Annotated in this window: 17 protein-coding genes; 9 read left to right on the top strand and 8 right to left on the bottom strand. The window is 71.7% G+C overall.

Annotated features, from left to right (window positions below):
* The 5 genes from J7I94_RS14920 to J7I94_RS14900 all read right to left on the bottom strand — a co-directional run.
* Positions 1 to 721 (bottom strand): branched-chain amino acid ABC transporter permease (locus J7I94_RS14920; RefSeq protein ID WP_215167561.1); only part of this gene is annotated, 721 nt, incomplete at its 3' end.
* A 111-nt stretch (positions 722 to 832) separates the two neighbouring features.
* Positions 833 to 2,062, bottom strand: a complete 1,230-nt coding sequence (locus J7I94_RS14915) for a branched-chain amino acid ABC transporter substrate-binding protein (RefSeq protein WP_215167560.1) — start codon at positions 2,060 to 2,062, stop codon at positions 833 to 835.
* 287 nt (positions 2,063 to 2,349) lie between these two features.
* Complete coding sequence (locus J7I94_RS14910) at positions 2,350 to 2,961, bottom strand: Tat pathway signal sequence domain protein (protein ID WP_215167559.1); 612 nt, start codon at positions 2,959 to 2,961, stop codon at positions 2,350 to 2,352.
* A 294-nt stretch (positions 2,962 to 3,255) separates the two neighbouring features.
* Entirely contained in the window at positions 3,256 to 3,744 is a 489-nt protein-coding gene (locus J7I94_RS14905; protein WP_215167558.1) for a hotdog fold thioesterase, read from the bottom strand.
* A gap of 53 nt (positions 3,745 to 3,797) precedes the next feature.
* Positions 3,798 to 6,077 (bottom strand): FdhF/YdeP family oxidoreductase, encoded by a 2,280-nt coding sequence (locus J7I94_RS14900; RefSeq protein WP_215167557.1) that lies wholly within the window; start codon positions 6,075 to 6,077, stop codon positions 3,798 to 3,800.
* Positions 6,078 to 6,417: 340 nt separating this feature from the next.
* Between J7I94_RS14900 and polA the strand changes: the two genes are divergently transcribed.
* The 3 genes from polA to J7I94_RS14885 all read left to right on the top strand — a co-directional run bounded on the left by polA (position 6,418) and on the right by J7I94_RS14885 (position 12,017).
* The gene (gene polA, locus J7I94_RS14895; protein ID WP_215167556.1) at positions 6,418 to 9,144 is read left to right on the top strand and encodes a DNA polymerase I; all 2,727 of its coding nucleotides are present in this window, start codon (positions 6,418 to 6,420) and stop codon (positions 9,142 to 9,144) included.
* 364 nt (positions 9,145 to 9,508) lie between these two features.
* Complete coding sequence (locus J7I94_RS14890; protein WP_251075166.1) at positions 9,509 to 9,946, top strand: hypothetical protein; 438 nt, start codon at positions 9,509 to 9,511, stop codon at positions 9,944 to 9,946.
* Between the two features lie 310 nt (positions 9,947 to 10,256).
* Complete coding sequence (locus J7I94_RS14885) at positions 10,257 to 12,017, top strand: lytic transglycosylase domain-containing protein (RefSeq protein WP_215167555.1); 1,761 nt, start codon at positions 10,257 to 10,259, stop codon at positions 12,015 to 12,017.
* A 20-nt stretch (positions 12,018 to 12,037) separates the two neighbouring features.
* Here the strand turns inward: J7I94_RS14885 and J7I94_RS14880 are convergent, their stop codons facing one another.
* Together J7I94_RS14880 and J7I94_RS14875 are read right to left on the bottom strand one after the other, a co-directional pair.
* Positions 12,038 to 14,737, bottom strand: coding sequence for an ATP-dependent RNA helicase (locus tag J7I94_RS14880; protein ID WP_215167554.1), 2,700 nt, complete (start codon positions 14,735 to 14,737; stop codon positions 12,038 to 12,040).
* A gap of 4 nt (positions 14,738 to 14,741) precedes the next feature.
* Positions 14,742 to 15,551, bottom strand: coding sequence for a class I SAM-dependent methyltransferase (locus tag J7I94_RS14875; protein WP_215167563.1), 810 nt, complete (start codon positions 15,549 to 15,551; stop codon positions 14,742 to 14,744).
* Between the two features lie 449 nt (positions 15,552 to 16,000).
* On the opposite strand from J7I94_RS14875, the gene rpsA reads away from it, so the two are divergent.
* From rpsA to J7I94_RS14850, 5 genes are all read left to right on the top strand, one after another.
* Entirely contained in the window at positions 16,001 to 17,500 is a 1,500-nt protein-coding gene (gene rpsA, locus J7I94_RS14870) for a 30S ribosomal protein S1 (protein WP_215167553.1), read from the top strand.
* Between the two features lie 278 nt (positions 17,501 to 17,778).
* Positions 17,779 to 19,395: a flavin monoamine oxidase family protein gene (locus J7I94_RS14865; RefSeq protein WP_215167552.1), complete on the top strand. Its 1,617-nt coding sequence runs from the start codon at positions 17,779 to 17,781 to the stop codon at positions 19,393 to 19,395.
* A gap of 107 nt (positions 19,396 to 19,502) precedes the next feature.
* Positions 19,503 to 20,441, top strand: a complete 939-nt coding sequence (locus J7I94_RS14860; protein WP_215167551.1) for a PAC2 family protein — start codon at positions 19,503 to 19,505, stop codon at positions 20,439 to 20,441.
* Between the two features lie 219 nt (positions 20,442 to 20,660).
* Positions 20,661 to 21,290 (top strand): dephospho-CoA kinase, encoded by a 630-nt coding sequence (gene coaE / locus J7I94_RS14855; protein ID WP_215167550.1) that lies wholly within the window; start codon positions 20,661 to 20,663, stop codon positions 21,288 to 21,290.
* Between the two features lie 49 nt (positions 21,291 to 21,339).
* Entirely contained in the window at positions 21,340 to 21,720 is a 381-nt protein-coding gene (locus J7I94_RS14850) for a tetratricopeptide repeat protein (RefSeq protein ID WP_215167549.1), read from the top strand.
* A gap of 124 nt (positions 21,721 to 21,844) precedes the next feature.
* Here the strand turns inward: J7I94_RS14850 and J7I94_RS14845 are convergent, their stop codons facing one another.
* Positions 21,845 to 22,144, bottom strand: coding sequence for a DUF6343 family protein (locus J7I94_RS14845; RefSeq protein WP_215167548.1), 300 nt, complete (start codon positions 22,142 to 22,144; stop codon positions 21,845 to 21,847).
* A gap of 140 nt (positions 22,145 to 22,284) precedes the next feature.
* Between J7I94_RS14845 and J7I94_RS14840 the strand changes: the two genes are divergently transcribed.
* Positions 22,285 to 22,977 (top strand): bifunctional 2-polyprenyl-6-hydroxyphenol methylase/3-demethylubiquinol 3-O-methyltransferase UbiG, encoded by a 693-nt coding sequence (locus tag J7I94_RS14840; protein WP_215167547.1) that lies wholly within the window; start codon positions 22,285 to 22,287, stop codon positions 22,975 to 22,977.
* The last annotated feature ends 28 nt before the right edge of the window (positions 22,978 to 23,005 follow it).

Raw genomic sequence — 23,005 nt, 5'->3', positions numbered from 1 at the left:
CGAGGACGGCGGCGGTGAAGGCCTTGAGGCCGAGGATGAAGCCCATCCGGAAGTCGATCTGGCCGTACTTGAGGCCGTTGGCGACGGCTCCGACGGCGGCGAAGAGGGCGCCGAGGGCGAAGGCGATGACGATGATGCGGTCGGTGTTGACGCCCATCAGCTTGGCGGTGTCCGGGTCCTGGGCGGTGGCCTGCATGCCGCGTCCGGTGCGGGTGCGCATCACGAAGTAGGCGAGCAGGGCCATGCTGACGGGGGCGGCGATGAGCAGGAAGATGTCGCCGGTCTGGATGGTGACGTCGCCGATGTGGAAGGGGCCGCCGTCGATCTGGGGGAAGGTGCGGGCGGACTTGGCGTCGGGGTACCAGGCCCAGACCGCCTGCTGGAGGGCGAGGGAGAGGCCGATGGCGGTGATGAGGGGGGCGAGGCGGGGGGCTCCGCGCAGCGGGCGGTAGGCGAAGCGTTCCGCTCCTACGGCGACGGTGACGGCGACGATCATGGCGCCGATCAGCATCAGCGGCAGGGCGATCCACATGGAGGTGCCGTCGGGCAGGATGTAGACGTAGACCGTGAGGGCGCCGAAGGCGCCGGTCATGAAGATCTCGCCGTGGGCGAAGTTGATGAGCTGGACGATGCCGTAGACCATGGTGTAGCCGATGGCGACCAGCCCGTACATGGATCCCAGTAGCAGGCCGTTGACCAGCTGCTGCGGCAGTTCGTTCACCGCATGTCCTCCGAGACGTTCGGATGTTTCGACGGATGTTGGCCGGATGCGTGAGCGCGCGGGGCGCCTGTGGAACAGCGCCCCGCGCGGCTCGTGGCAGGTGCGGGTGGGTCAGCCGGTGTAGGTACCGGACTTGACGTCGTCGAAGGCTCCGTTCTCGACGGAGTAGACGGTGAGCTGCTTGTTGGTGGCGTCACCGAACTCGTCGAAGGAGACCTTGCCGGTCACCCCGTCGAAGGAGACGTTCTGCATGGCCGCGGTGACCTTGGCGCGGGCGTCGTCGGGGAGTTTGCCGCCGTTGTCCTCGACGACCTTCTTGACGGCCTCGATGATGGCCCAGCCGGAGTCGTAGGAGTAACCGCCGTAGGCCGCGTAGTCCTCCTTGTAGCCCTCCGCCTTGTAGTCGGCGACGAACTTCTTGGCGGAATCGAGGGTTTCCACGGGGGCGCCCACGGAGGTGGCGAGGTCGCCCTCGCTGCCGGCGCCGGCGAGCTTGATGAAGGTGTCGTCCTTGATACCGTCGCCGCCGACCAGCGGAATCTTGGCGCCGGCTTCCTTGATCTGCTTGCTGAGCGGGCCGGCCTGCGGGTATTCGCCGCCGTAGTAGACGACGTCGGCGCCGGAGTTCTTGACCTTGGTGGCGACCGAGGAGAAGTCCTTGGTGTCCGGGTTGATGTGTTCCGTGCCGACGACCTGGCCGCCGAGCTTCTTGAACTCTTCGGTGAAGGTGGCGGCGAGTCCGGCGCCGTAGGTCTTCTTGTCGTCGATGACGAAGACCTTCTTCTTCTTGGCGTCGTTGTAGACGTACTGCGCGGCGAACGGGCCCTGGATGGCGTCGGTGGTCGCGGTGCGGAAGTACGACTTGTACGGGCGGACCTTCTTGGTGCGCCAGTCCGGGCCCTGGGTGAGGGAGGGTCCGGTGTTGGCCGGGGAGACCTCGACGAGGTTGGCGGTGTCGAAGACCTTCTGCATCGACTCGCCGACGGAGGAGTTCAGGGGGCCGACGACGCCGAGGACGTCCTTGTTGGCGACGAACTTGGAGGCGTTCTGCTGGCCGACGGAGGGCTGGCCCTGGTCGTCGGTGGCCTCTATCTCGAAGGTGACGCCTTCGACGTACTTCTCCTTGTTGGCCGTCTTGACGGCGAGGTCCACGGAGTTCTTGATGCCCAGGCCCAGCGCGGACAGGTCGCCGGTCAGCGGGGCGTCGACGCCGATGACGACGGTGGTGCCGTCGCCGCCGGAGTCCGAGCCGCCGTCGTCGTCACGCGAGCCGCAGGCGGTGAGGGTGAGTGCTCCCGCCGCCAGAGCGGCGGTGATGGCGATGAGCGAACGTTGACGCACGGTCAGTCCTTTCCCTGGCACGGCCGCGTCCCCGTGGAGACGGCCGAGTCGAACGCTGGGCCGAAATGACTTTCGGATGGCGCGGTGACTGGCCGTGACTCTAAGCGTGTGTGGGGAACGTGGAGGAGAGTCTGACGGAGGCTGTGACTCTCTTGTTATGACACCGCGTAATGCAGAGCGGTATTGGCTGGGAAGAACGGTGGAATTCCGGCCGATTCGCCCGGTCCGCATGGTGAGAACCCGCAGGAGCGGTGAGGCGTGAACAGGCGTCTGGGGCGTTTTGCTGATTACGGGGAAACGTTGCCGCAGGCGCCTTGAAGGGCCTCGGAGAGGTGTCGGGCATAGCGCGGTCCCAGGATGAAACTGTGGGTCTCTATTGCGCGCGCATTACGCAGTGTTACATCCAGGAAAGGGAATCCGGCATTCCGCGGGACTTTCGCGCATTCCGTCGCGCGGAAGGTGACGGTGATCTTGCGGGTGGAATGCGCCTTTATGCGGAAAGGTGCCCGGGGGGACGATCTCACCGAAAGACCGGCGTTGGACTGCGTCACCCGCGTCACGGTGACGGGCGGTCCGGACCGTACGGTCAGGGCCACCGTGAAGCCGAAGGTGCCGGCCGGGGCGGTGCCGGTGGGCGTGACCGGAGCCAGGTAGGCGAGGCGGACCACCTGGGAGGGGTAGGACGGCGGGGGAGCGGGCCGCGGCTGCGGCCGGCTCGCGTACAGGTAGCCGCCGGCCGCCGGCGCGCAGAGGGCCGCGACGGTGACGAGGGCGGTGCGGCGGTGGCGGCGGCCGTGGACGCGGTAGCGGCTGGTGAGGCCCCGGAGGGGACCGGGCGCCTCCCGGGCAGGCCGTACCTCGGTGCCTTCGCCGGGCTCGACGGGGCCGGTGCCGCTCACCGTGCCCACGGGGCCTCGGCCGTGCCGCCACCGCGCCGCGGCCGGGCGGCGGCGGTCGCCGGGGCGGCTGTTGACGTGACTGCCGCGGCTGTCCGTGCGGCCACAGCCGTCGGCACCGCCATCCGTACGGACGCCGGTGGTGCCGTCGCCGCGGGTGGTGGCGCTGCGGGTGGTGGCGCCGGGCCGCGTGGGCGTCGGCGCCCGCCCGCCGCCGCCTCCGGCCAGGGGGCTGCTCCTCCCCGTCCCATGCCCCGACGCTAGGACGCCGGGGAACCGGGGGCAAGGGCCGTGGCGTCAGCCCGTCGCGCCCGCCCCGGCGGCGTCCCCCGGGTTCACGTCGCGCAGCAGACAGGTCAGCCGGGCGCTGCACACCCGCCGGCCTTCCTCGTCACTGATCACGATCTCGTACGTCGCCGTCGACCGGCCCCGGTGCACCGGCGTGGCCACGCCGGTGACCAGGCCGGAGCGGGCGCCGCGGTGATGGGTGCAGTTCAGGTCGACGCCGACGGCGATCTTCGAGCTGCCGCCGTGCAGCATCGAGCCGACCGAGCCGAGCGTCTCGGCCAGCACCGCGGAGGCGCCGCCGTGCAGCAGCCCGTACGGCTGGGTGTTGCCCTCCACCGGCATGGTGCCGACGACCTTCTCCGCCGACGCCTCCAGGATCTGGACGCCCATCCGGGTCCCGAGGTGCCCCGCGGAGAACAGGGCGGGCAGGTCGACGCCGAGCGCGGCGTACTCGTCGATGACCTCCTGCGGGAACTTCACGTGCTGCTGCTCGCCCATGGGCCCGGCTCCGTCCTCGTCCTTCGGTGGCTGCGCGTCGGCTGAGCAAACGCTCAGTCGGTTGCCGATTGTTCCAGACGGACCACGACGGACTTGCTGGCCGGGGTGTTGCTGGTGTCCGCGGTGGCGTCCAGCGGCACCAGGACGTTGGTCTCGGGGTAGTACGCCGCCGCGCAGCCCCGGGCCGTCGGGTAGTGCACGACGCGGAAGCCGGGCGCCCGGCGCTCCACGCCGTCCTTCCACTCACCGACCAGGTCGACGTAGGAGCCGTCCCCGACGCCCAGTTCGCGGGCGTCCTCGGGGTTGACCAGGACGACCCGGCGGCCGTTCCTGATGCCCCGGTAGCGGTCGTCGAGGCCGTAGATCGTGGTGTTGTACTGGTCGTGCGAGCGCAGCGTCTGGAGCAGCAGGCGGCCCTCGGGCAGCTCGGGGAACTCCACCGGGGCGGCGGTGAAGTTGGCCTTGCCGGTGGCGGTGGGGAAGCGCCGCTCGTCGCGCGGGGCGTGGGGGAGGGCGAAGCCGCCGGGGCGGGCCACGCGCGCGTTGAAGTCCTCGAAGCCGGGGATCACGCGGGCGATGCGGTCGCGGATCGTGGCGTAGTCCTTCTCGAACTCCTCCCAGGGCGTGGTGCTGTTCTCGCCCAGCACACGGCGGGCCAGGCGGCACACGATGGCCGGTTCGGAGAGCAGGTGCCGGCTCGCGGGCTCCAGGCGTCCGCGCGAGGCGTGCACCATGCCCATGGAGTCCTCGACGGTGACGAACTGCTCGCCGCTGCCCTGGAGGTCGCGTTCGGTGCGGCCGAGGGTCGGCAGGATCAGGGCGCGGGCGCCGGTGACCGCGTGGCTGCGGTTCAGCTTCGTCGACACGTGCACGGTGAGGCGGGCGCGGCGCATGGCCGCCTCGGTGACCTCGGTGTCGGGGGAGGCGGAGACGAAGTTGCCGCCCATGGCGAAGAAGACCTTGGCCTCGCCGTCGCGCAGGGCGCGGATGGCCCGGACGACGTCGTAGCCGTGCTCGCGCGGCGGGGCGAAGCCGAACTCCTTCTCCAGGGCGTCCAGGAAGGCGGGCGCGGGGCGCTCGAAGATGCCCATCGTGCGGTCGCCCTGCACGTTGGAGTGGCCGCGCACCGGGCAGACGCCGGCGCCCTCGCGGCCGATGTCGCCGCGCAGCAGGAGGAAGTTGACGACCTCGCGGATGGTGGGCACCGAGTGCTTGTGCTGGGTGAGCCCCATCGCCCAGCACACGATCGTCCGCCGGGAGGCGAGGACCATCTGCAGGGTCTTCTCGATCTCCGCGCGGGTGAGACCGGTGGCGGCCAGCGTCTCGTCCCAGTCGGCGGCGCGGGCGGCCTCGGCGAACTCCTCGTAGCCGTGGGTGTGCTCGCGCACGAACTCCTCGTCGACGGCACCTTCCGTGTCGAGGATCAGCTTGTTGAGGAGTCGGAACAGGGCCTGGTCGCCGCCGATGCGGATCTGCAGGAACAGGTCGGTGAGCGCGGCGCCGGCGGCGAGCCCCTTGGGGGTCTGCGGGTTCTTGAACCGCTCCAGGCCGGCCTCGGGCAGTGGATTGACGCTGATGATCTTCGCGCCGTTGGCCTTGGCCTTCTCCAGGGCGGAGAGCATGCGCGGGTGGTTCGTGCCCGGGTTCTGCCCGGCGACGACGATCAGGTCGGCCTTGTACAGGTCCTCCAGCAGGACGCTGCCCTTGCCGATGCCGATGGTCTCGCTCAGCGCCGAGCCGGACGACTCGTGGCACATGTTGGAGCAGTCGGGAAGGTTGTTGGTGCCCAGCTCGCGCGCGAAGAGCTGATAGAGGAAGGCGGCCTCGTTGCTGGTGCGTCCCGACGTGTAGAAGACGGCCTCGTCGGGGGAGGAGAGGGCACCGATCTCCTCCGCGATGATGTCGAAGGCGCGCTCCCAGGTGACCGGCTCGTAGTGCGTGCCGCCCTCCGGGAGGTACACGGGGTGGGTGAGCCGGCCCTGCTGGCCGAGCCAGTACCCGCTGCGGCCGGCGAGGTCGGCGACGGGGTGCGCGGCGAAGAACTCCGGGGTGACCCGGCGCAGGGTGGCCTCCTCGGCCACCGCCTTCGCGCCGTTCTCGCAGAACTCCGCGGTGTGCCGGTGCTCCGGCTCGGGCCAGGCGCAGCCGGGGCAGTCGAAGCCGTTCTTCTGGTTGACGCTCAGCAGGGTCAGGGCGGTCCGCTTCACGCCCATCTGCCGCTGGGCGATGCGCAGGGTGTGGCCGATGGCGGGGACGCCCGCCGCCGCGTGCTTCGGCTCGGTGACCCGCGGCGCGTCCTGGACCGGGTCACTCTTGGGCGGCTTGGTGGCCATCGCGCGCTCCTTCGCATGCACATGTGAGGTACGTCTCCGATCCTCGCATGCGCCCCTGACACCGCCGGAGCCCGGTCGCCCCCTTGTGACGCCGGTCCCGGTGACGTCCTGGAGGGGCGCGGGGAACTGCGTGCCCGGTCGCGACGGACCCGCACGGTACGCCGGCGGAAGCGCTGGGCCCGGCGACGGGGCGGCCCTTGTGACGCCGGTCCCGGTGACGTCCTGGAGGGGCGCGGGAACTACGTGACCAGCCACGACGCACCCGCACCGCACGACGGCGAACAGGGGGCACCGGCGAGCGTGGATCCCACTGTCAGTGGCACGTGGCAGGATCGGGGACGTGGCAGACACAGCATCGAAGAAGACCGAGACCCCCACCGGCGGCAGCCGCCCGCGCCTGATGCTCATGGACGGGCACTCGCTGGCGTACCGCGCGTTCTTCGCGCTGCCCGCGGAGAACTTCACCACCGCGACCGGCCAGCCGACCAACGCGATCTACGGCTTCGCCTCGATGCTGGCCAACACGCTGCGTGACGAGGCGCCCACGCACTTCGCGGTGGCGTTCGACGTCTCCCGCAAGACCTGGCGGAGCGCGGAGTTCACCGAGTACAAGGCGAACCGCTCCAAGACGCCGGACGAGTTCAAGGGCCAGGTCGAGCTGATCGGCGAGCTGCTCGACGCCATGCGCGTGCAGCGCTTCGCCGTCGAGGGCTTCGAGGCCGACGACGTCATCGCCACCCTCGCCACGCAGGCCGAGGCCGAGGGCTTCGACGTACTGATCGTCACCGGCGACCGGGACTCCTTCCAGCTGGTCAGCGACCACACCACGGTCCTCTACCCGACCAAGGGCGTCTCCGAGCTGACCCGGTTCACCCCGGAGAAGGTCGTCGAGAAGTACGGGCTGACGCCCGCCCAGTACCCGGACTTCGCCGCGCTGCGCGGCGACCCGTCGGACAACCTGCCCGGCATCCCGGGCGTCGGCGAGAAGACCGCCGCGAAGTGGATCAACCAGTTCGGGTCGTTCGCGGAGCTGGTCGAGCGCGTCGACGAGGTCAAGGGCAAGGCCGGGCAGAACCTCCGCGACCACCTGGAGTCGGTCAAGCTCAACCGCCGCCTCACCGAGCTGGAGCGGCAGGTGGCGCTGCCGAAGACGGTCACCGACCTGGAGCGCGCCGCGTACGACCGCAAGGGCGTCGCGATGATCCTGGACACCCTGGAGATCCGTAACCCCTCCCTGCGCGAGCGGCTCTACGCCGTCGACCCGGGCGCCGAGGAGGCCGAGGCCACCCCGGTCGTCGCGGACGGCGTGGAGCTGGACGGCACGGTGCTCTCCACCGGCGAGCTGGCCGGCTGGCTCGGCGAGCACGGCACCGCGCCCCTCGGTGTCGCCACCGTCGACACCTGGGCGCTGGGCACCGGCTCGGTCGCCGAGGTCGCCCTCGCCGCGGCCGACGGCAAGGCGGCGTGGTTCGACCCGTCTCAGCTGGACGAGGCGGACGAGGACGCCTGGACATCGTGGCTGGCCGACGCGGACCGCGCCAAGGTGTTCCACAACGCCAAGGGCGCGATGCGGGTCTTCGCCGAGCACGGCTGGGACATCGCGGGCGTCTCGATGGACACCGCGCTCGCCGCCTACCTGGTCAAGCCGGGCCGCCGCTCCTTCGACCTGGACGCGCTGTCCCTGGAGTACCTGCACCGCGAGCTGGCCCCGGCCGCGGCGGCCGACGGCCAGCTGGCGTTCGGCGCGGACGACGCCGCCGAGGCCGAGGCGCTGATGATCCAGGCCCGCGCCGTCCTCGACCTGGGCGAGGCGTTCGAGGGCCGGCTCCAGGAGGTCGGCGCGGCGGACCTGCTGCGGGACATGGAGCTGCCCACCTCCGTGCTGCTGGCCCGGATGGAGCGGCACGGCATCGCGGCGGACCGGGAGCACCTCCAGGCGATGGAGCAGATGTTCGCCGGTGCCGTGCAGCAGGCGGTGAAGGAGGCGCACGCGGCGGCCGGCCGGGAGTTCAACCTGGGCTCGCCCAAGCAGCTCCAGGAGGTCCTCTTCGGCGAGCTGAACCTGCCGAAGACGAAGAAGACCAAGACCGGCTACACCACGGACGCCGACGCGCTGGCCTGGCTGGCGACGCAGACGGACAACGAGCTGCCGGTGATCATGCTCCGCCACCGTGAGCAGGCCAAGCTGCGCGTCACCGTCGAGGGCCTGATCAAGACGATCGCCGCGGACGGCCGTATCCACACCACGTTCAACCAGACGGTCGCGGCGACCGGCCGCCTCTCCTCCACCGACCCCAACCTGCAGAACATCCCGGTGCGCACCGACGAGGGCCGGGCGATCCGCCGCGGCTTCGTGGTCGGCGAGGGCTTCGAGTCCCTGATGACGGCGGACTACAGCCAGATCGAACTGCGCGTCATGGCCCACCTCTCCGAGGACGCCGGCCTGATCGAGGCGTTCACGTCCGGCGAGGACCTGCACACCACCGCCGCCGCACAGGTCTTCTCCGTCGAACAGAGCGCGGTCGACGCGGAGATGCGCCGCAAGATCAAGGCGATGTCGTACGGACTGGCGTACGGGCTGTCCGCCTTCGGCCTGTCCCAGCAGCTGAACATCGACGCGGGCGAGGCCCGGATGCTGATGGACGCCTACTTCGACCGCTTCGGCGGCGTACGGGACTATCTGCGCCGGGTCGTCGACGAGGCGAGGGCCACCGGCTACACGGCGACCCTCTTCGGCCGCCGCCGTTACCTGCCCGACCTCAACAGCGACAACCGGCAGCGCCGTGAGGCCGCCGAGCGCATGGCGCTCAACGCCCCCATCCAGGGCACGGCGGCCGACATCGTCAAGATCGCCATGCTCAACGTGGACAAGGCGCTGACCGAGGCGGGCCTCAAGTCCCGGATGCTGCTCCAGGTCCACGACGAAATCGTGCTGGAGATCGCCCCCGGCGAGCGCGCGGCGGCGGAGGAACTGATCCGCCGCGAGATGGCCGACGCGGTGACCCTCCGGGTGCCGCTGGGCGTCTCGGTGGGCGCGGGCCCGGACTGGGAGTCGGCGGCGCACTAGCCGCCCGGCGTCCTGGAGGACGGGTGGGTGTTCCGGGGGCGGCGGCCGTACGCCGGCCGTCCCCGGTCAGTACGGCCGACCGGGCTCCGCCCGCCCAGTGCGGGCCCCTCGGCGTACCGGCGCTTCCTCTTCCTCGAAAGCCCCCGCAGCCTCCCGCAGTCCTCTGAAGCCTTCCGAAGCCCTCCGAAGCCTTCCGCAGTCCTCCGAAGCCCCCCGGAGCCCTCCGCAGTCCTCCGAAGCCCTCCGAAGCCTTCCGCAGTCCTCCGAAGCCCCCCGGAGCCCTCCGAAGTCTCCCCCTGAGGCCCGTCACTCAGGTGGCCCCCGCGAAAACGCCCCCGTCCCCGGCGCCCATGAGGATGCGGGCATGGGTATACGCATGCTCCACCACCGGACGGCACCGGGGCGGCCCGGCGCCGGCGGGCCGGCCTGCGTGCCACTCCCGCCGGTCCCGGCCCTCGCCCTGGGCGCGAGTACTGCCCGGGTCCCCGCCACCCTCGCCTCGGCCGTGTGCCACGTACGCGACGACCTGCGCCGCAGACTCGTCCACCGGGCGTCCGCCGCGCCGGACGCCACCGGAGAGCCACCCGCCTGGCGCCGCTGGGCCGACCTGACCCGCGGTTACCTGGCCCTGGCCCTCACGCTGCTGCCACGGCCCCGTCCCGACCGCACGATGACCCTGTTCATCGCGACCGCCGACCCCGTGGGCGCCCGCCCGGCCGGTTCGGCGCCGCGCAGGCGTCGACGCCGCCTGAGAATCCCGAAAACCCCGGAGAAACCAGACCGCCCCCGCGGCCGAGCGTGAACGGCGACCGGACTCCTCATGGCGGGCACGGGCCGGACAGACGACGCGGCATGTCCAACCGGGAAGAAACGGGCACGAACGGGTGCCCGTGGAAAGGAAGTTGTCGTAGGGTCGCCTGCGCACCGTACCGGTCGGGCAGGCGCACCCGGGTCTCTGCGACGATGCGGATACAACCCGCGGCGCCGGCCGATCGTCACACCAGGGCAAGCGCACCGAGGCAAGCACCGAGGCCGGCGCACCGAGGCGAGCACGACAGGGCGAGCACACGACGGAGAGGGACGCCACGGCGTTCATGGGAGGGGTTCACTCTATGGCGGCGCACATCGGCAGGCGGTTGCGCAAGAGCGCGATGACCACCACCGTCGCGGCGGTCGCGGTCGCGGCCCTGTCCGCGTCCCAGGCTCCCGACGTCACGGCCGGCGCCGACGGCAGACAGAGCACCGCCGACTCCGCGTCCTCCGCCGACCCCGGCTCCGGGGACGGCGCCACGGGCAACTCGCCGTACTACACGGACCTTCCGCCGCTCGACAGTCCCGTCCCCTCGCCCTCGTCGACCATCGGCACTTCCGTCACCCAGGGTTCGGCCGAGTCGGGCATCCCCGCCACCGTCCTGGACGCCTACAAGAAGGCCGAGGCGTCGCTGCGCGCGTCGAAGCCGGGCTGCAACCTGCCCTGGGAACTCCTCGCCGCCATCGGCAAGGTGGAGTCGGGTCAGGCCCGCGGCGGAGCCGTGACCGCCGACGGCACCACCACCAGCCCGATCCTCGGCCCGCAGCTCGACGGCAACGGCTTCGCGCTCATCAAGGACACGGACAACGGCGCGTACGACGGCAACAGCGAGTACGACCAGGCCGTCGGCCCGATGCAGTTCATCCCCTCCACCTGGGCGTGGGCCGGACGCGACGGCAACGGCGACGGCGAGGCCGACCCCAACAACATCTACGACGCCGCCCTCGCCGCCGGCCACTATCTGTGCCGCAACAGCTGGGACCTGTCGGACCAGGACGACCTGGACGCGGCCATCCTCAGCTACAACAACTCGACGGAGTACCTGCACACCGTCCTGTCCTGGCTGGAGTACTACCGCAAGGGCAGCTACGAGATCCCGGACGGCACCGGCACGCTGCCCGTGGGCCGCAGCGACGACGACACCACGGCCTCGCCCAGTACGTCACCCAGCACCGGGTCGTCGAACGGATCCGGCCGGTCCACGTCACCGGCCACCCAGTCCCCGTCCCCCTCCGATCCGGCGCCCTCCACCCCGCCCGCCACCGACACCCCGTCCCCCGGCGAGACGTCCCCGCCCCAGACCCCCACCGACACCGTGGCGCGCCTGGAGAACGCCGGCACCGGCAAGCTCAGCGCGATGGCGGGCGACGCGTTCACCGAGCGGATCAGCACCCGCGCGGAGACCGCCGCCGGCAAGGCCGTCGGCAAGGTACGGGTCCGCTTCACCGTCATCGGCGCCACCGACGCCGAGTTCACCACCGGCGAGAGCGTCGCCACGGTCGTCACCGACAGCTCCGGCGTGGCCACCGCGCCCGCGCTGCGCGCCGGGGAGAAGACCGGCGGCTTCCTCGTCCGCGCCACGGTCGTGGGCCGCGCCGTTCCCGGCCTCGACTACAAGGCCACCGTCACCCAGCGCGTCGCCGACACGGTCGTGCGCACCAGCACCACCGCGCTCACCTGCGCCGCGGGCGGCACCTTCGCCGACCAGGTGGAGGTGAAGGCCACCTACAAGGACGCCGTGGCGGACCGGGTCGCCGCCACCGCCACGCTCATCACGTCGGCCACCGACGCCACCGAGAACGACAAGGGCCCCTACTTCAAGGACGCCGACGGCAAGGCCGTCCGCAGTCTGACGGACCTGGAGACCGATGCCAAGGGCCTGCTGAAGCTGCCGACGCTGTACGCGGACGACACCACCGGAACCTTCCTGCTGCGGATCACCACCGCGGGCGGCGCGTCCGTCGACGTGGAGCTGACGGTCGAGCCGGCGGAGACGGTCTCACCGAGCCCGTCCGAGACGACCTCGGCGAGCGCGAGCGCCTCCGCCAGTCCCTCCGCCTGACCTGACCCGCGTACGCCTGCTCAGTCCCTCCGGGCCGACCGGGCCTTGGTGTACCGGGTGGGCTCGGCACCGGCCGGGTCCTCGGGCCACGGATGCTTCGGGTACCGGCCGCGCAGCTCCGCCCGGACGCCCCGGTAGCCGTCGCGCCAGAAGGAGGCGAGGTCGGCGGTGACCGCCGCCGGGCGGCCCGCGGGGGAGAGCAGGTGGACCAGGAGCGGCACCCCGGCGACCTCCGGGGTGCGCTGGAGTCCGAACATCTCCTGGAGCTTCACCGCGAGCACCGGCCGCTCGGGATCGCCGTAGTCGATCCTGACCCGGGACCCGCTGGGCACGGTGATCCGCTCCGGGGCCAGTTCGTCGAGCCGTGCCGCCTCTCCGGTGGCCCAGGGCAGCAGCCGTGCCAGCGCCTGGCCGGCGTCGATCCGCGCGAGGTCCGCGCGCCGCCGCGCCCGGCTCAGTTCGGGCTCCAGCCATTGCTCCACGCGCGCGTGGAGCTCCTCGTCGGACACCTCGGGCCACGGCGCCCCCAGGTGCCGGTGGAGGAAGGCGAGCCGCTGCCGCAGCGCGTCCGCCTCCGCCGACCGGCGCAGCAGCCCGAACCCCTCCCGCCGCAGCCCTTCCAGCAGGGCCTCCCGTACGAGTCCGGGGTCCGGGTCGCGCAGCGGACGCGCCGCCAGCTCGATCGCCCCGAGCCGCTCGACCCGCCGGGCGACGACGTCCCCGTCCGCCCAGCGCACCTCGTCCTCTTCCGTCAGCAGGGCGCTCGCCGCACGCCGCGCGACGTCCTCGTCGACGACCGCGCCGAGCCGCACGCGCGCGTGCCGCCGTCCCACGGGCCGATCCGCCACGGCGACGGCGATCCAGGGCGCCCCGCGCAACGCCGACCCCTCGGCCAGCTCCGCCCGGGTCCCGGAAGCCATCAGATACGACCCGCCGTCCTCCTTGGCGACCCGCTCGGGAAAGGCGAGCGCGGCGACCAGCCCGGCGATCCGCCCGTCGGTACGGCTGGTGGCCTGCTTGTCGGCATTGTCGGTGCTGGGTCTGGGGGCCTCTCGCCGGGCGTCCGTTTCGTCGGTACGGCTGGTGGCCTGCTTGTCGGCATCGCCGGCGCCGGTCCCGGAAGCCTCCCGCCGGGCGTCCGCCTCGCCGGCACCGCCCGCAGCACGGTCGGCGGCCCGGCCCGCGCCCCGGCCGGACACCTCCCCGGAGACCCCCCGCAGCCGTCGTACCTCCGCCCGCCACCGCGCCCCGTAGGCGTCACCCCCGCGCCGGGCGGCCCGTACCGCGGACGCCAGATCGTCCCCGTACTCCCGCGGTGCCTCCTCGCTCAGCAGCGCGACGACCTCCGCGGCCTCCCCGAAGGCCCCGGCCGCACCCCCACCGGAGTCCCCCGCGTCCAACAGCGCCCGGCCCAGACGCGGATGCACCCCGAGCCGGGCCAGCCGAGCGCCCCGCGCGGTGGCCCGTCCGGCGTCGTCCACCGCGCCCACGGCCGTCAGGACCGACCGCGCCGCCGCCATCGCCCCGCCCGGCGGCGGGTCCAGCAGCGCCAGCCCGGAGGCGTCCGGGTCGCCCCAGCAGGCCGCCTGGAGGGCGAACGCCGTCAGGTCGGCCCCCTTGATCTCCGGCGCCGGGAAACGCGGCAGACGGTCGTGCTCCGCCTCCGTCCAGCACCGGTAGACCACGCCCGGCGCCTCCCGCCCGGCCCGGCCCGCCCGCTGCCGTGCCGCCGCCCGCGAGGCCCGTAGCGTGGCCAGCGCGCTCAGCCCGCGCGCATGGTCGACCCGCGGCTCCCGCGCCAGGCCCGAGTCGACGACCACCCGCACGCCCGGGACCGTCAGCGACGACTCCGCCACCGACGTCGCCAGCACCACCCGGCGCCGCGGCCCGGGCGCCAGGACCGCGTCCTGCACGGCCGCCGGGGCCCGCCCGTGCACCTGGAGCACCTCGACCCCGTCGAGCCCGCCGAGCTGCCCCGCCACCCGCGCGATCTCCCCCACCCCCGGAAGGAAGCACAGCACGTCCCCGTCCCGCTCGGCCAGCGCCCGCCGCACCACCGACGCCACGTGCGTCAGCAGCGCCGGGTCCACCCGCATCCCGTGCGGCGGCCGCACCGGACGCGCCGGCGGCGCCCAGACCGTCTCCACCGGATACGAGACCCCCTCGGCCTCGACCACCGGCGCCCCGCCCAGCAGCCGGGCCCAGCCCTCCGCGTCGGTCGTCGCCGACGCCGCCACCAGGCGCAGCTCAGGGCGGAGCGTCTCGCGCACGTCCCAGAGGAACGCCGCCGCCGTGTCCGCGTCCAGATGCCGCTCGTGGCACTCGTCGAGGATCACGACGTCCACGCCGGCCAGTTCCTGGTCGCGCTGGAGCCGCTGGAGCAGTACGCCGGTCGTGACGACCTCCACGCGCGTGTGCCGCCCCACGACGCGCTCCCCGCGCACGGTGTGGCCGACGCTCTCGCCGGGCTGCTCGCCGAGCAGCCAGGCCATCCGCCGGGCCGCCGCGCGGGCGGCGATCCGGCGCGGCTCGGCCACCACCACGCGCCGCGCGGGAGCGCCCTCGCCCACCAGCCCGGCCAGCGCCAGCGGCACCAGCGTCGTCTTGCCGGTGCCGGGCGGGGCGACGAGGACCGAGGTGCCGTGCGCCTCCAAGGCGTCGTTCAGACCAGGAAGGGCGGCACGTAGGGGCAGGGCGTCCAGCGCGTCGTAACGGATCACGCGCTCAGTCTCGTACGCACACGAAGATCGCCGTCCCCGGGATCAGATGCCCGCGCAGCGGGGACCAGCCGCCCCACTCGGAGGTGTTCCAGTCGGGCCACTCCGGTTCGACCAGGTCCACCAGCGTCAGGCCGGAGGCGACGACGTCCCGGACGCGGTCGCCCAGCGTGCGGTGGTGCTCGACGTACACCGCGCGGCCGTCGCCGTCCTGCTCGACGTACGGCGTGCGGTCGAAGTAGGACGACGCGACGCTCAGCCCCTCCGGGCCGGGCTCGTCGGGGAAGGCCCAGCGGATCGGGTGAGTCACGGAGAACACGAACCGCCCACCGGGCCGCAGCACCCGCCGCACCTCCCGCAGCACCAGCCGCGGATCGGCGACGAAGGGCAGCGCCCCGTAGGCGGAGCAGGCCAGGTCGAAGGAGGCGTCCGCGAAGGGCAGCGCGCCCGCGTCGGCGCACACCAGGGGGAACGGACTCCCGATGCGCAGCGCGTGCTGCAACTGCCGGTGCGACAGGTCCAGGGCGACCGGCCGGGCCCCCTGGGCGGCCAGCCAGCGCGAGCACTGGGCCGCGCCGGCACCGATCTCCAGGATCTCCTTGCCGTGCAGCTCCTCCGACGGGCCGAGCAACTGCGCCTCCACCTCGTCCAGCCCCTCGGGGCACCACACGAAGCGGTCGTCGCCGAGGAACGTGCCGTGCTCGACCTGGTACTCGTCCGCGTTGCGGTCCCACCAGCCCCGGTTGGCGCGGGCGCTCTCGGTGACGCCTGCCGCACGACGGGTGGCCTCGGGTTCGGGACCTTCGGGCTCTTGGATGATCGGCTCCCTCGTACTGATCTGCGGCTCTTCCGTGGCTTACCGTGGTTCTCCGCGGTTTCTTCCGTACGTTTCCGCGGTTTCGCCGTGCGTTTCCGCGGCTCTTCCGTACGACCGTGTCCCACGGGTGTCACGCAGGGGCGCCGCAGGGCCCGCGTGGCCTCGGGAGACACGTTTTGTGCCGGGTATGCGGCGATCCGCCCCGGGTGTGCGGCTTCGCGCATTGACCCTGCCCGGCTGCCCCCGTATGCTACAAGTTGCGCTGCGAGCTTGCGCACCTCAGACGTAGCAGGCTGCGCTCGCATCTGTTGTATGTCCCCTCGGTTGTCGAGGCGCCATACCGGTCACCGGTGGGGTGCTTCCTTGGCTGTCCGGCTTCTGCAGAGCGAAACGGGCTCCGGCGTAGCAGTACCTACGACTTCAATGTCCGTACCGGAGCCCTTTCCCACATGACGAGCAGCACCGAGACCACCGCCACCACCCCGCAGGTAGCGGTCAACGACATCGGTAACGAGGAAGCCTTCCTCGCCGCGATCGACGAGACGATCAAGTACTTCAACGACGGCGACATCGTCGACGGCGTCATCGTGAAGGTCGACCGGGACGAGGTCCTGCTCGACATCGGTTACAAGACCGAAGGTGTGATCCCGAGCCGCGAGCTCTCGATCAAGCACGATGTCGACCCCAACGAGGTCGTCGCCGTCGGTGACGAGATCGAGGCCCTTGTTCTCCAGAAGGAGGACAAGGAAGGCCGCCTGATCCTCTCGAAGAAGCGCGCCCAGTACGAGCGTGCCTGGGGCACCATCGAGAAGATCAAGGAAGAGGACGGGATCGTCACCGGTACCGTCATCGAGGTCGTCAAGGGTGGTCTCATCCTCGACATCGGCCTCCGTGGCTTCCTCCCGGCCTCCCTGGTCGAGATGCGCCGCGTCCGCGACCTCCAGCCCTACGTGGGCAAGGAGCTCGAGGCCAAGATCATCGAGCTGGACAAGAACCGCAACAACGTGGTCCTGTCCCGCCGTGCCTGGCTGGAGCAGACCCAGTCCGAGGTCCGCCAGACCTTCCTCACCACCCTCCAGAAGGGCCAGGTGCGGTCCGGCGTCGTCTCCTCGATCGTCAACTTCGGTGCCTTCGTGGACCTGGGTGGCGTCGACGGTCTGGTCCACGTCTCCGAGCTGTCCTGGAAGCACATCGACCACCCGTCCGAGGTCGTCGAGGTCGGTCAGGAAGTCACCGTCGAGGTCCTCGACGTGGACATGGACCGCGAGCGCGTCTCCCTGTCGCTGAAGGCGACCCAGGAAGACCCGTGGCAGCAGTTCGCCCGCACCCACCAGATCGGCCAGGTCGTGCCCGGCAAGGTCACGAAGCTGGTTCCGTTCGGTGCGTTCGTCCGCGTGGACGAGGGCATCGAGGGTCTGGTCCACATCTCCGAGCTGGCCGAGCGCCACGTGGAGATCCCGGAGCAGGTCGTCCAGGTCAACGACGAGATCTTCGTCAAGGTCATCGACATCGACCTCGAGCGCCGCCGCATCAGCCTCTCGCTGAAGCAGGCCAACGAGTCCTTCGGTGCCGACCCGTCGGCGGTCGAGTTCGACCCGACCCTGTACGGCATGGCCGCGTCCTACGACGACCAGGGCAACTACATCTACCCCGAGGGCTTCGACCCCGAGACCAACGACTGGCTCGAGGGTTACGAGAAGCAGCGCGAGGAGTGGGAGCGCCAGTACGCCGAGGCGCAGACCCGCTTCGAGCAGCACCAGGCGCAGGTCATCAAGTCCCGCGAGGCGGACGAGAAGGCCGCTGCCGAGGGTGGCGACGTCGCGGGTGCGGCTCCGGCCGCGTCCGGTGGCGGTTCGTACTCCTCCGAGGGTGCCGACAACTCCGGCGCCCTGGCGTCGGACGAGGCGCTGGCCGCGCTGCGCGAGAAGCTGGCCGGCGGCCAGAGCTGACGCTCAGGCCCGTCTGCGGAAGGCCCCGCTCCCCTTCGAGGGAGCGGGGCCTTCCCGCGTTCCCGGCCCACGCAGCCGTAACACACAGCAATGTGTGCGATACACCTGTGCCTGTCGGCGTGTAACACGCCGCTGTGAGGATCCCTCCCGACTTCAAGATCACAGCCGTCGCGTACGGCGGTGATCACCAGGGACGTCTTCATGGACGTCTGGACGTCTGGACGTCTGGACGTCTCCAGGGACATCTGTCGGGACCCAAGGGAAAGGGGATCCGCCGCATGGCAGAGCCTCAGTCGGGAACGGTAACCAGCCGCCGCGGCTTTCTGCGCACCGTCGGCGTCACCGGTGGCGCCGGTGCCATGTTCGCCACCATGGGGGCCCTCGGCCTCGCCCCCACCGCCGCCTGGGCGGCCGAGAAGGAGGCGCCTTTCCAGGCGCCCCGCAGCGGCGACTTCCACCTTCAGGGCCGCCACGGCAAGCCCGCGAAGGTCGTCGTCATCGGCGGCGGCATCGCCGGCCTCACCTCCGCCTACGAACTCGGCAAGGCCGGCTACGACTGCACCGTCCTGGAGGCCCGCGACCGCGTCGGCGGCCGCAACCTCACCGTCCGCGGCGGCGACACCACCGTCGACCTGAACGGCCACCGCCAGACGGCCCGGTTCAGCGAGGGCCAGTACATGAACTGCGGCCCCGGCCGCCTCGCCCAGTGGATGAACACCCTCGACTACTGCCGCGAACTCGGCGTCGAGATCGAGGTGTTCACCAACACCAACGCCAGCGCCCTGATCTACAACGAGGGCAACGGCATGGCGGCCCCGGTCCAGTACCGCACCGCCAAGGCCGACGTCTACGGCTATGTCTCCGAACTGCTCGCCAAGGCCACCGACTCCGGCGCCCTGGACGCCGACCTCACCGCCGACGACAAGGAACGCCTGCTCACCTTCCTCAAGAGCTACGGCTCCCTCGGCGCGGACCACAAGTACACCGGCACCGAACACCGCGGCTTCACCGTCGACCCCGGCGCCGCGGGCACGCCCGGTGAGCAACTCGGCGGCGTGCCCTCCCTCGCCGACGTCTTCGCCTCCAACGTCGGCCGGTACTTCTCCTTCGAGTTCGGCTACGACCAGGCGATGCTGATGTTCCAGCCGGTCGGCGGCATGGACGCGATACCCGAGGCGTTCGCCCGCGCCATCGGCCACGGCAGGATACGCACCGGCGCCCCCGTCACCGACGTCCGCAACACCTCCGACGGCGTCGTCGTCACCTACACGCACAACGGCCGGAGGCGCACCATCGAGGCCGACTACTGCATCGCCACCCTCGCCCCGCACCTCCTCGCCCGGACCTCCCACAACCTCGGCTCCGCCGTACAGACCGCCCTGGAGGCCGTCAAGCCCTCCCAGGCGTCGAAGATCGGCCTGGAGTACAAGAGCCGCTGGTGGGAGACCGACTTCAAGATCTTCGGCGGCATCACCGAGACCGACCTCGACCTCACCCACATCTGGTACCCGTCCTACGGCCACCTCGGCGAACGCGGTCTGCTCATCGGCTACTACAACACCGGCGCCGCCTCCGAGACGTACTCGGCGCTCACTCCCGCCGAACGCCGGGCCCGTGCCGTGGCCCAGGGCGTCAAGATCCACGGCGAGAAGTACCGGACCGAACTCGCCGCCGCCTTCTCCCACCAGTGGAAGCTCACCCCGTACCTCGAAGGCGCCTGGCACTCGATGCCCGGCGGCCCCGACGCCCCCGCCTACGCACCCCTCAACCAGGCCCAGGGCCATGTGTACTTCGCCGGTGACTACCTCAGCCACCTCGACGCCTGGCAGCACGGCGCGATCGCGTCCGCGCGCAAGGTGGTGACGGAACTGCACGCGCGCGTGCTGGCCTCCTGAGAACTCCTGAGAACCCGGTGAGGTTCCGCGCGCACGGGGGCTCGGACGGGAATGCCCGGGCCTCCGTGCACGTTCGACCAGGGGGAAGACAAGGGAGGACCGTCACAGTGCTTGATCCGCAGGGTTTGTACGCATGGGAGCCGAAGGGCCTGGCCGTGGTCGACATGGCGCTCGCCCAGGAGTCGGCCGGCCTTGTCATGCTCTACCACTTCGACGGCTACATCGACGCCGGGGAGACCGGCGACCAGATCGTCGACCAGGTGCTCGACTCGCTGCCCCACCAGGTCGTCGCCCGGTTCGACCACGACCGGCTCGTGGACTACCGGGCCCGCCGGCCGCTGCTGACGTTCAAGCGTGACCGCTACACCGACTACGAGGTGCCCTCTCTGGAGGTGCGGCTCGTCCAGGACGCCACCGGAGCGCCCTTCCTGCTGCTGTCCGGTCCCGAACCCGACGTCGAGTGGGAGCGCTTCGCCGCGGCCGTCGGACAGATCGTGGAGCGGCTCGGCGTCCGCCTGTCCGTCAGCTTCCACGGCATCCCGATGGGCGTCCCGCACACCCGCCCCGTCGGCATCACCCCGCACGGCAACCGCTCCGAGCTGGTGCCGGGCCACCGCAGCCCCTTCGACGAGGCACAGGTCCCCGGCAGCGCCGAGGCGCTCGTCGAGCACCGGCTCATGGAGGCCGGCCACGACGTCCTGGGCGTCGCCGCCCACGTCCCGCACTACATCGCCCGCTCCGCCTACCCGGACGCCGCGCTGACCGTCCTGGAGGCCATCACGGCCGCCACCGGCCTCGTCCTGCCCGGCATCGCGCACGCGCTGCGCACCCAGGCGCACCGCACCCAGACCGAGATCGACCGGCAGATCCAGGAGGGCGACGAGGAACTCACCGCGCTCGTCCAGGGCCTTGAGCACCAGTACGACGCCGCCGCGGGCGCCGAGACCCGGGGCAACATGCTCGCCGAGCCCGTCGAGATCCCCTCGGCGGACGAGATCGGCCGCGAGTTCGAACGGTTCCTGGCGGAGCGCGAGGGGGACGGCTAGGGCCTGTCTGACCATTCCCGTCGTCGCCCGAAGGGCGGCTCTGCGGCGTCAGGCGCGTGCTCTGGGGGTCCCCCCGGCCGGAGGCTGGGGGAGTGCCGGCCCCTGGCCCTCGTACTGGACGTACTCGGGTCAGGGCCGGTGCGGCGAGAGGGCGTGTCTGACGCCGCAGCGCAGGCGGGAATTGTCAGGCAGGCCCTGGCAACCCCTAGGCTTGCGGTCATGCTGAGAGTGGGCCTGACCGGCGGGATCGGCGCCGGCAAGAGCGAAGTGTCCGGGCTGCTCGTGGAGTGCGGTGCGGTACTGATCGACTCTGACCGCATCGCGCGCGAGGTGGTCGAGCCCGGGACCGAGGGGCTCGCCGCGGTGGTCGAGGCCTTCGGCGCGGACGTCCTCGCCGGCGACGGCACTCTGGACCGGCCGAAGCTGGGTGCGGTCGTCTTCTCCGACCAGGAGCGGCTCGGCGTACTGAACTCGATCGTGCACCCCTTGGTGCGCACCCGGTCCGAGGAACTGGAGCGGGCCGCGGCGCCGGACGCCGTCGTCGTGCACGACGTCCCGCTCCTGACCGAGAACGGTCTGGCGCCGCAGTACGACGTGGTGATCGTCGTCGACGCCGCCCCCGTCACCCAGCTCGACCGGCTGGTCCGGCTGCGCGGTATGACCGAGGAGGACGCCCGCGCCCGGATGGCCGCCCAGGCGACGCGCGAGCAGCGCCGGGCGATCGCGGACATCGTCATCGACAACGACGTCCCGCTGGAGGACCTGCGGCGCCGGGTGAAAGAGGTGTGGGCGGAGCTGGCGCGCAGGGCGCACGGCGACTCCCGGAAGTCCCGGCCGCCCCAGGAATAGCGGCACCCGCACCCGCGTTGAACCGCCCCAGTGAGGGAAGGACTCTGCCGTGCCCGAGACCAGCGGACCGACCGGACGTACGCCGGAGACGGACGTGATCGACTTCCGTGCCGCCGAGCACCTGCTCGCGGCGCGGGACCCGCAGGGCGCGGTGAAGCTGCTGGACAGTGTGATCGCCGCGCACCCGGAGAACACCGCCGCCCGGCTGCTGCGCGCGCGTGCCTTCTTCGCCGCGGCGCAGCTCAGACCCGCCGAGCTGGAATTCACGATCGTTCTGGAACGGGAGCCGGACAACGCCTTCGCGCACTTCGCGCTCGCCCGCACCTACGAACGCCAGAACCGCCCTGAGCAGGCCCGACGCCACTTCCGACTGGCCGCCGCGCTGGATCCCAACCCGCAGTTCCTGCGGCGGGCGGACTTCGACGGCTGAGGACCGGCCGGTCAGGGTTGTTCCTGGGCGGTGCCTGGGGGTGTCCCTGGGCTGTTCCGGTCGGTTCCTGGATCGGTTCCTGGTACGGGGCCGCCCGCAGGGCCCGTGTTCGGCGCGGGCCGCCTCAGCGGTGTTTGTCCAGCGGTTCCTCCGGCGTCCTGTTCAGCGGTTCGTCCAGTGGCCGGTACGGCGGGATGTTCCGGCCGGGCTGCCAGTGCGGGCCCTGCCGGATGTGCCGCACGACCACCATCAGGTCGACCGTGACGATCAGCCACAACGCCGCGCAGGCCGCGGCCCACCCGGGCCGCCCGGCCAGCACGAACGCCACCGTCCCGAAGGCCGTCCAGCCCACGCCCCACACACTCAGCCAGAAACGCGCCCGCAGCGCACTGCGCGCGGTCACCGGTTCACTGCCTGTACGCATCTCGATCACCGCTCCCACCTGGCAACCTACTCGGCACCGGAACCGTTGACCAGGCGGGCCGATGCCGCCCGGTGCTCACTCGTTCGGGTGAGCCGGCCGGAGGTGGGAACGGGCGTGCGGGAGCGGTCCGTTGGACGGGCATGGAGCTGAAAAAGCGAGCGGGGCACAAAGGGACGGGACCTGGGGCCATCACCCCGGACGGTTGTGCGGTCGAGCTCTACTCCCGGCTGCCGGCCGGAGCCGAGCCGGACATCATCGCGTCTGCCGTGCCGGCGGGGGCACGCGTCCTGGAGCTGGGCAGCGGCGCCGGGCGCATCACCCACCCGCTGCGGGAGCGCGGGTTCGCGGTGACGGCCGTCGACGAGTCCGCCGAGATGCTGGAGCGTGTCCGAGGGGCACGCACGATATGCGGGCCGATCGAGGACCTCGACCTGGGCGAGACGTTCGACGCGGTGCTGCTCGCCTCGTTCCTCGTGCACACCTCCGACCCGGAGGTGCGGCGGGGGCTGCTGCGAGCCTGTGTGCGGCACGTGGCGAAGGGCGGCTGCGTGCTGATCCAGCGGGAGGGCGAGGACTACCACACCCGGGTGCCCCGGGAGCGGGTCGACCCCGGCGGCTTCACCGTGCGCATCGCCTCGTCGGAACCGGTCGGCGACGGAGTCAACGAGGTACGCGCGGAGTACGAGTTCCCGGACGCGGTCTGGACGCAGACCTTCCGGACGCGGCCGATGACGCGGGAGCGGCTCGAGGAGGTGCTGGCGGAGGCGGGGCTGAGAGTGGACCGGTATCTGACCGAGGACCGGATATGGGTGCGGGCCGTGCCCGCGGCCTGAACCGCGGGCCACGGGCACGGCCGGGCCG

This window comes from Streptomyces sp. ISL-12 (genome assembly GCF_018614415.1).
In the GTDB taxonomy this organism is placed as follows: Bacteria; Actinomycetota; Actinomycetes; order Streptomycetales; family Streptomycetaceae; genus Streptomyces.
This window is presented reverse-complemented; position numbering and strand designations above follow the sequence as displayed.

Bases quoted from the DNA above. Each gene is read 5' to 3' on its own strand.
- J7I94_RS14905 (WP_215167558.1), bottom strand. From the start codon at position 3,744: ATGGGCGAGCAGCAGCACGTGAAGTTCCCGCAGGAGGTCATCGACGAG.
- J7I94_RS14900 (WP_215167557.1), bottom strand. From the start codon at position 6,077: ATGGCCACCAAGCCGCCCAAGAGTGACCCGGTCCAGGACGCGCCGCGG.
- J7I94_RS14890 (WP_251075166.1), top strand. From the start codon at position 9,509: ATGGGTATACGCATGCTCCACCACCGGACGGCACCGGGGCGGCCCGGC.
- J7I94_RS14885 (WP_215167555.1), top strand. From the start codon at position 10,257: ATGGCGGCGCACATCGGCAGGCGGTTGCGCAAGAGCGCGATGACCACC.
- rpsA (WP_215167553.1), top strand. From the start codon at position 16,001: ATGACGAGCAGCACCGAGACCACCGCCACCACCCCGCAGGTAGCGGTC.
- J7I94_RS14865 (WP_215167552.1), top strand. From the start codon at position 17,779: ATGGCAGAGCCTCAGTCGGGAACGGTAACCAGCCGCCGCGGCTTTCTG.
- coaE (WP_215167550.1), top strand. From the start codon at position 20,661: ATGCTGAGAGTGGGCCTGACCGGCGGGATCGGCGCCGGCAAGAGCGAA.
- J7I94_RS14845 (WP_215167548.1), bottom strand. From the start codon at position 22,144: ATGCGTACAGGCAGTGAACCGGTGACCGCGCGCAGTGCGCTGCGGGCG.
- J7I94_RS14840 (WP_215167547.1), top strand. From the start codon at position 22,285: ATGGAGCTGAAAAAGCGAGCGGGGCACAAAGGGACGGGACCTGGGGCC.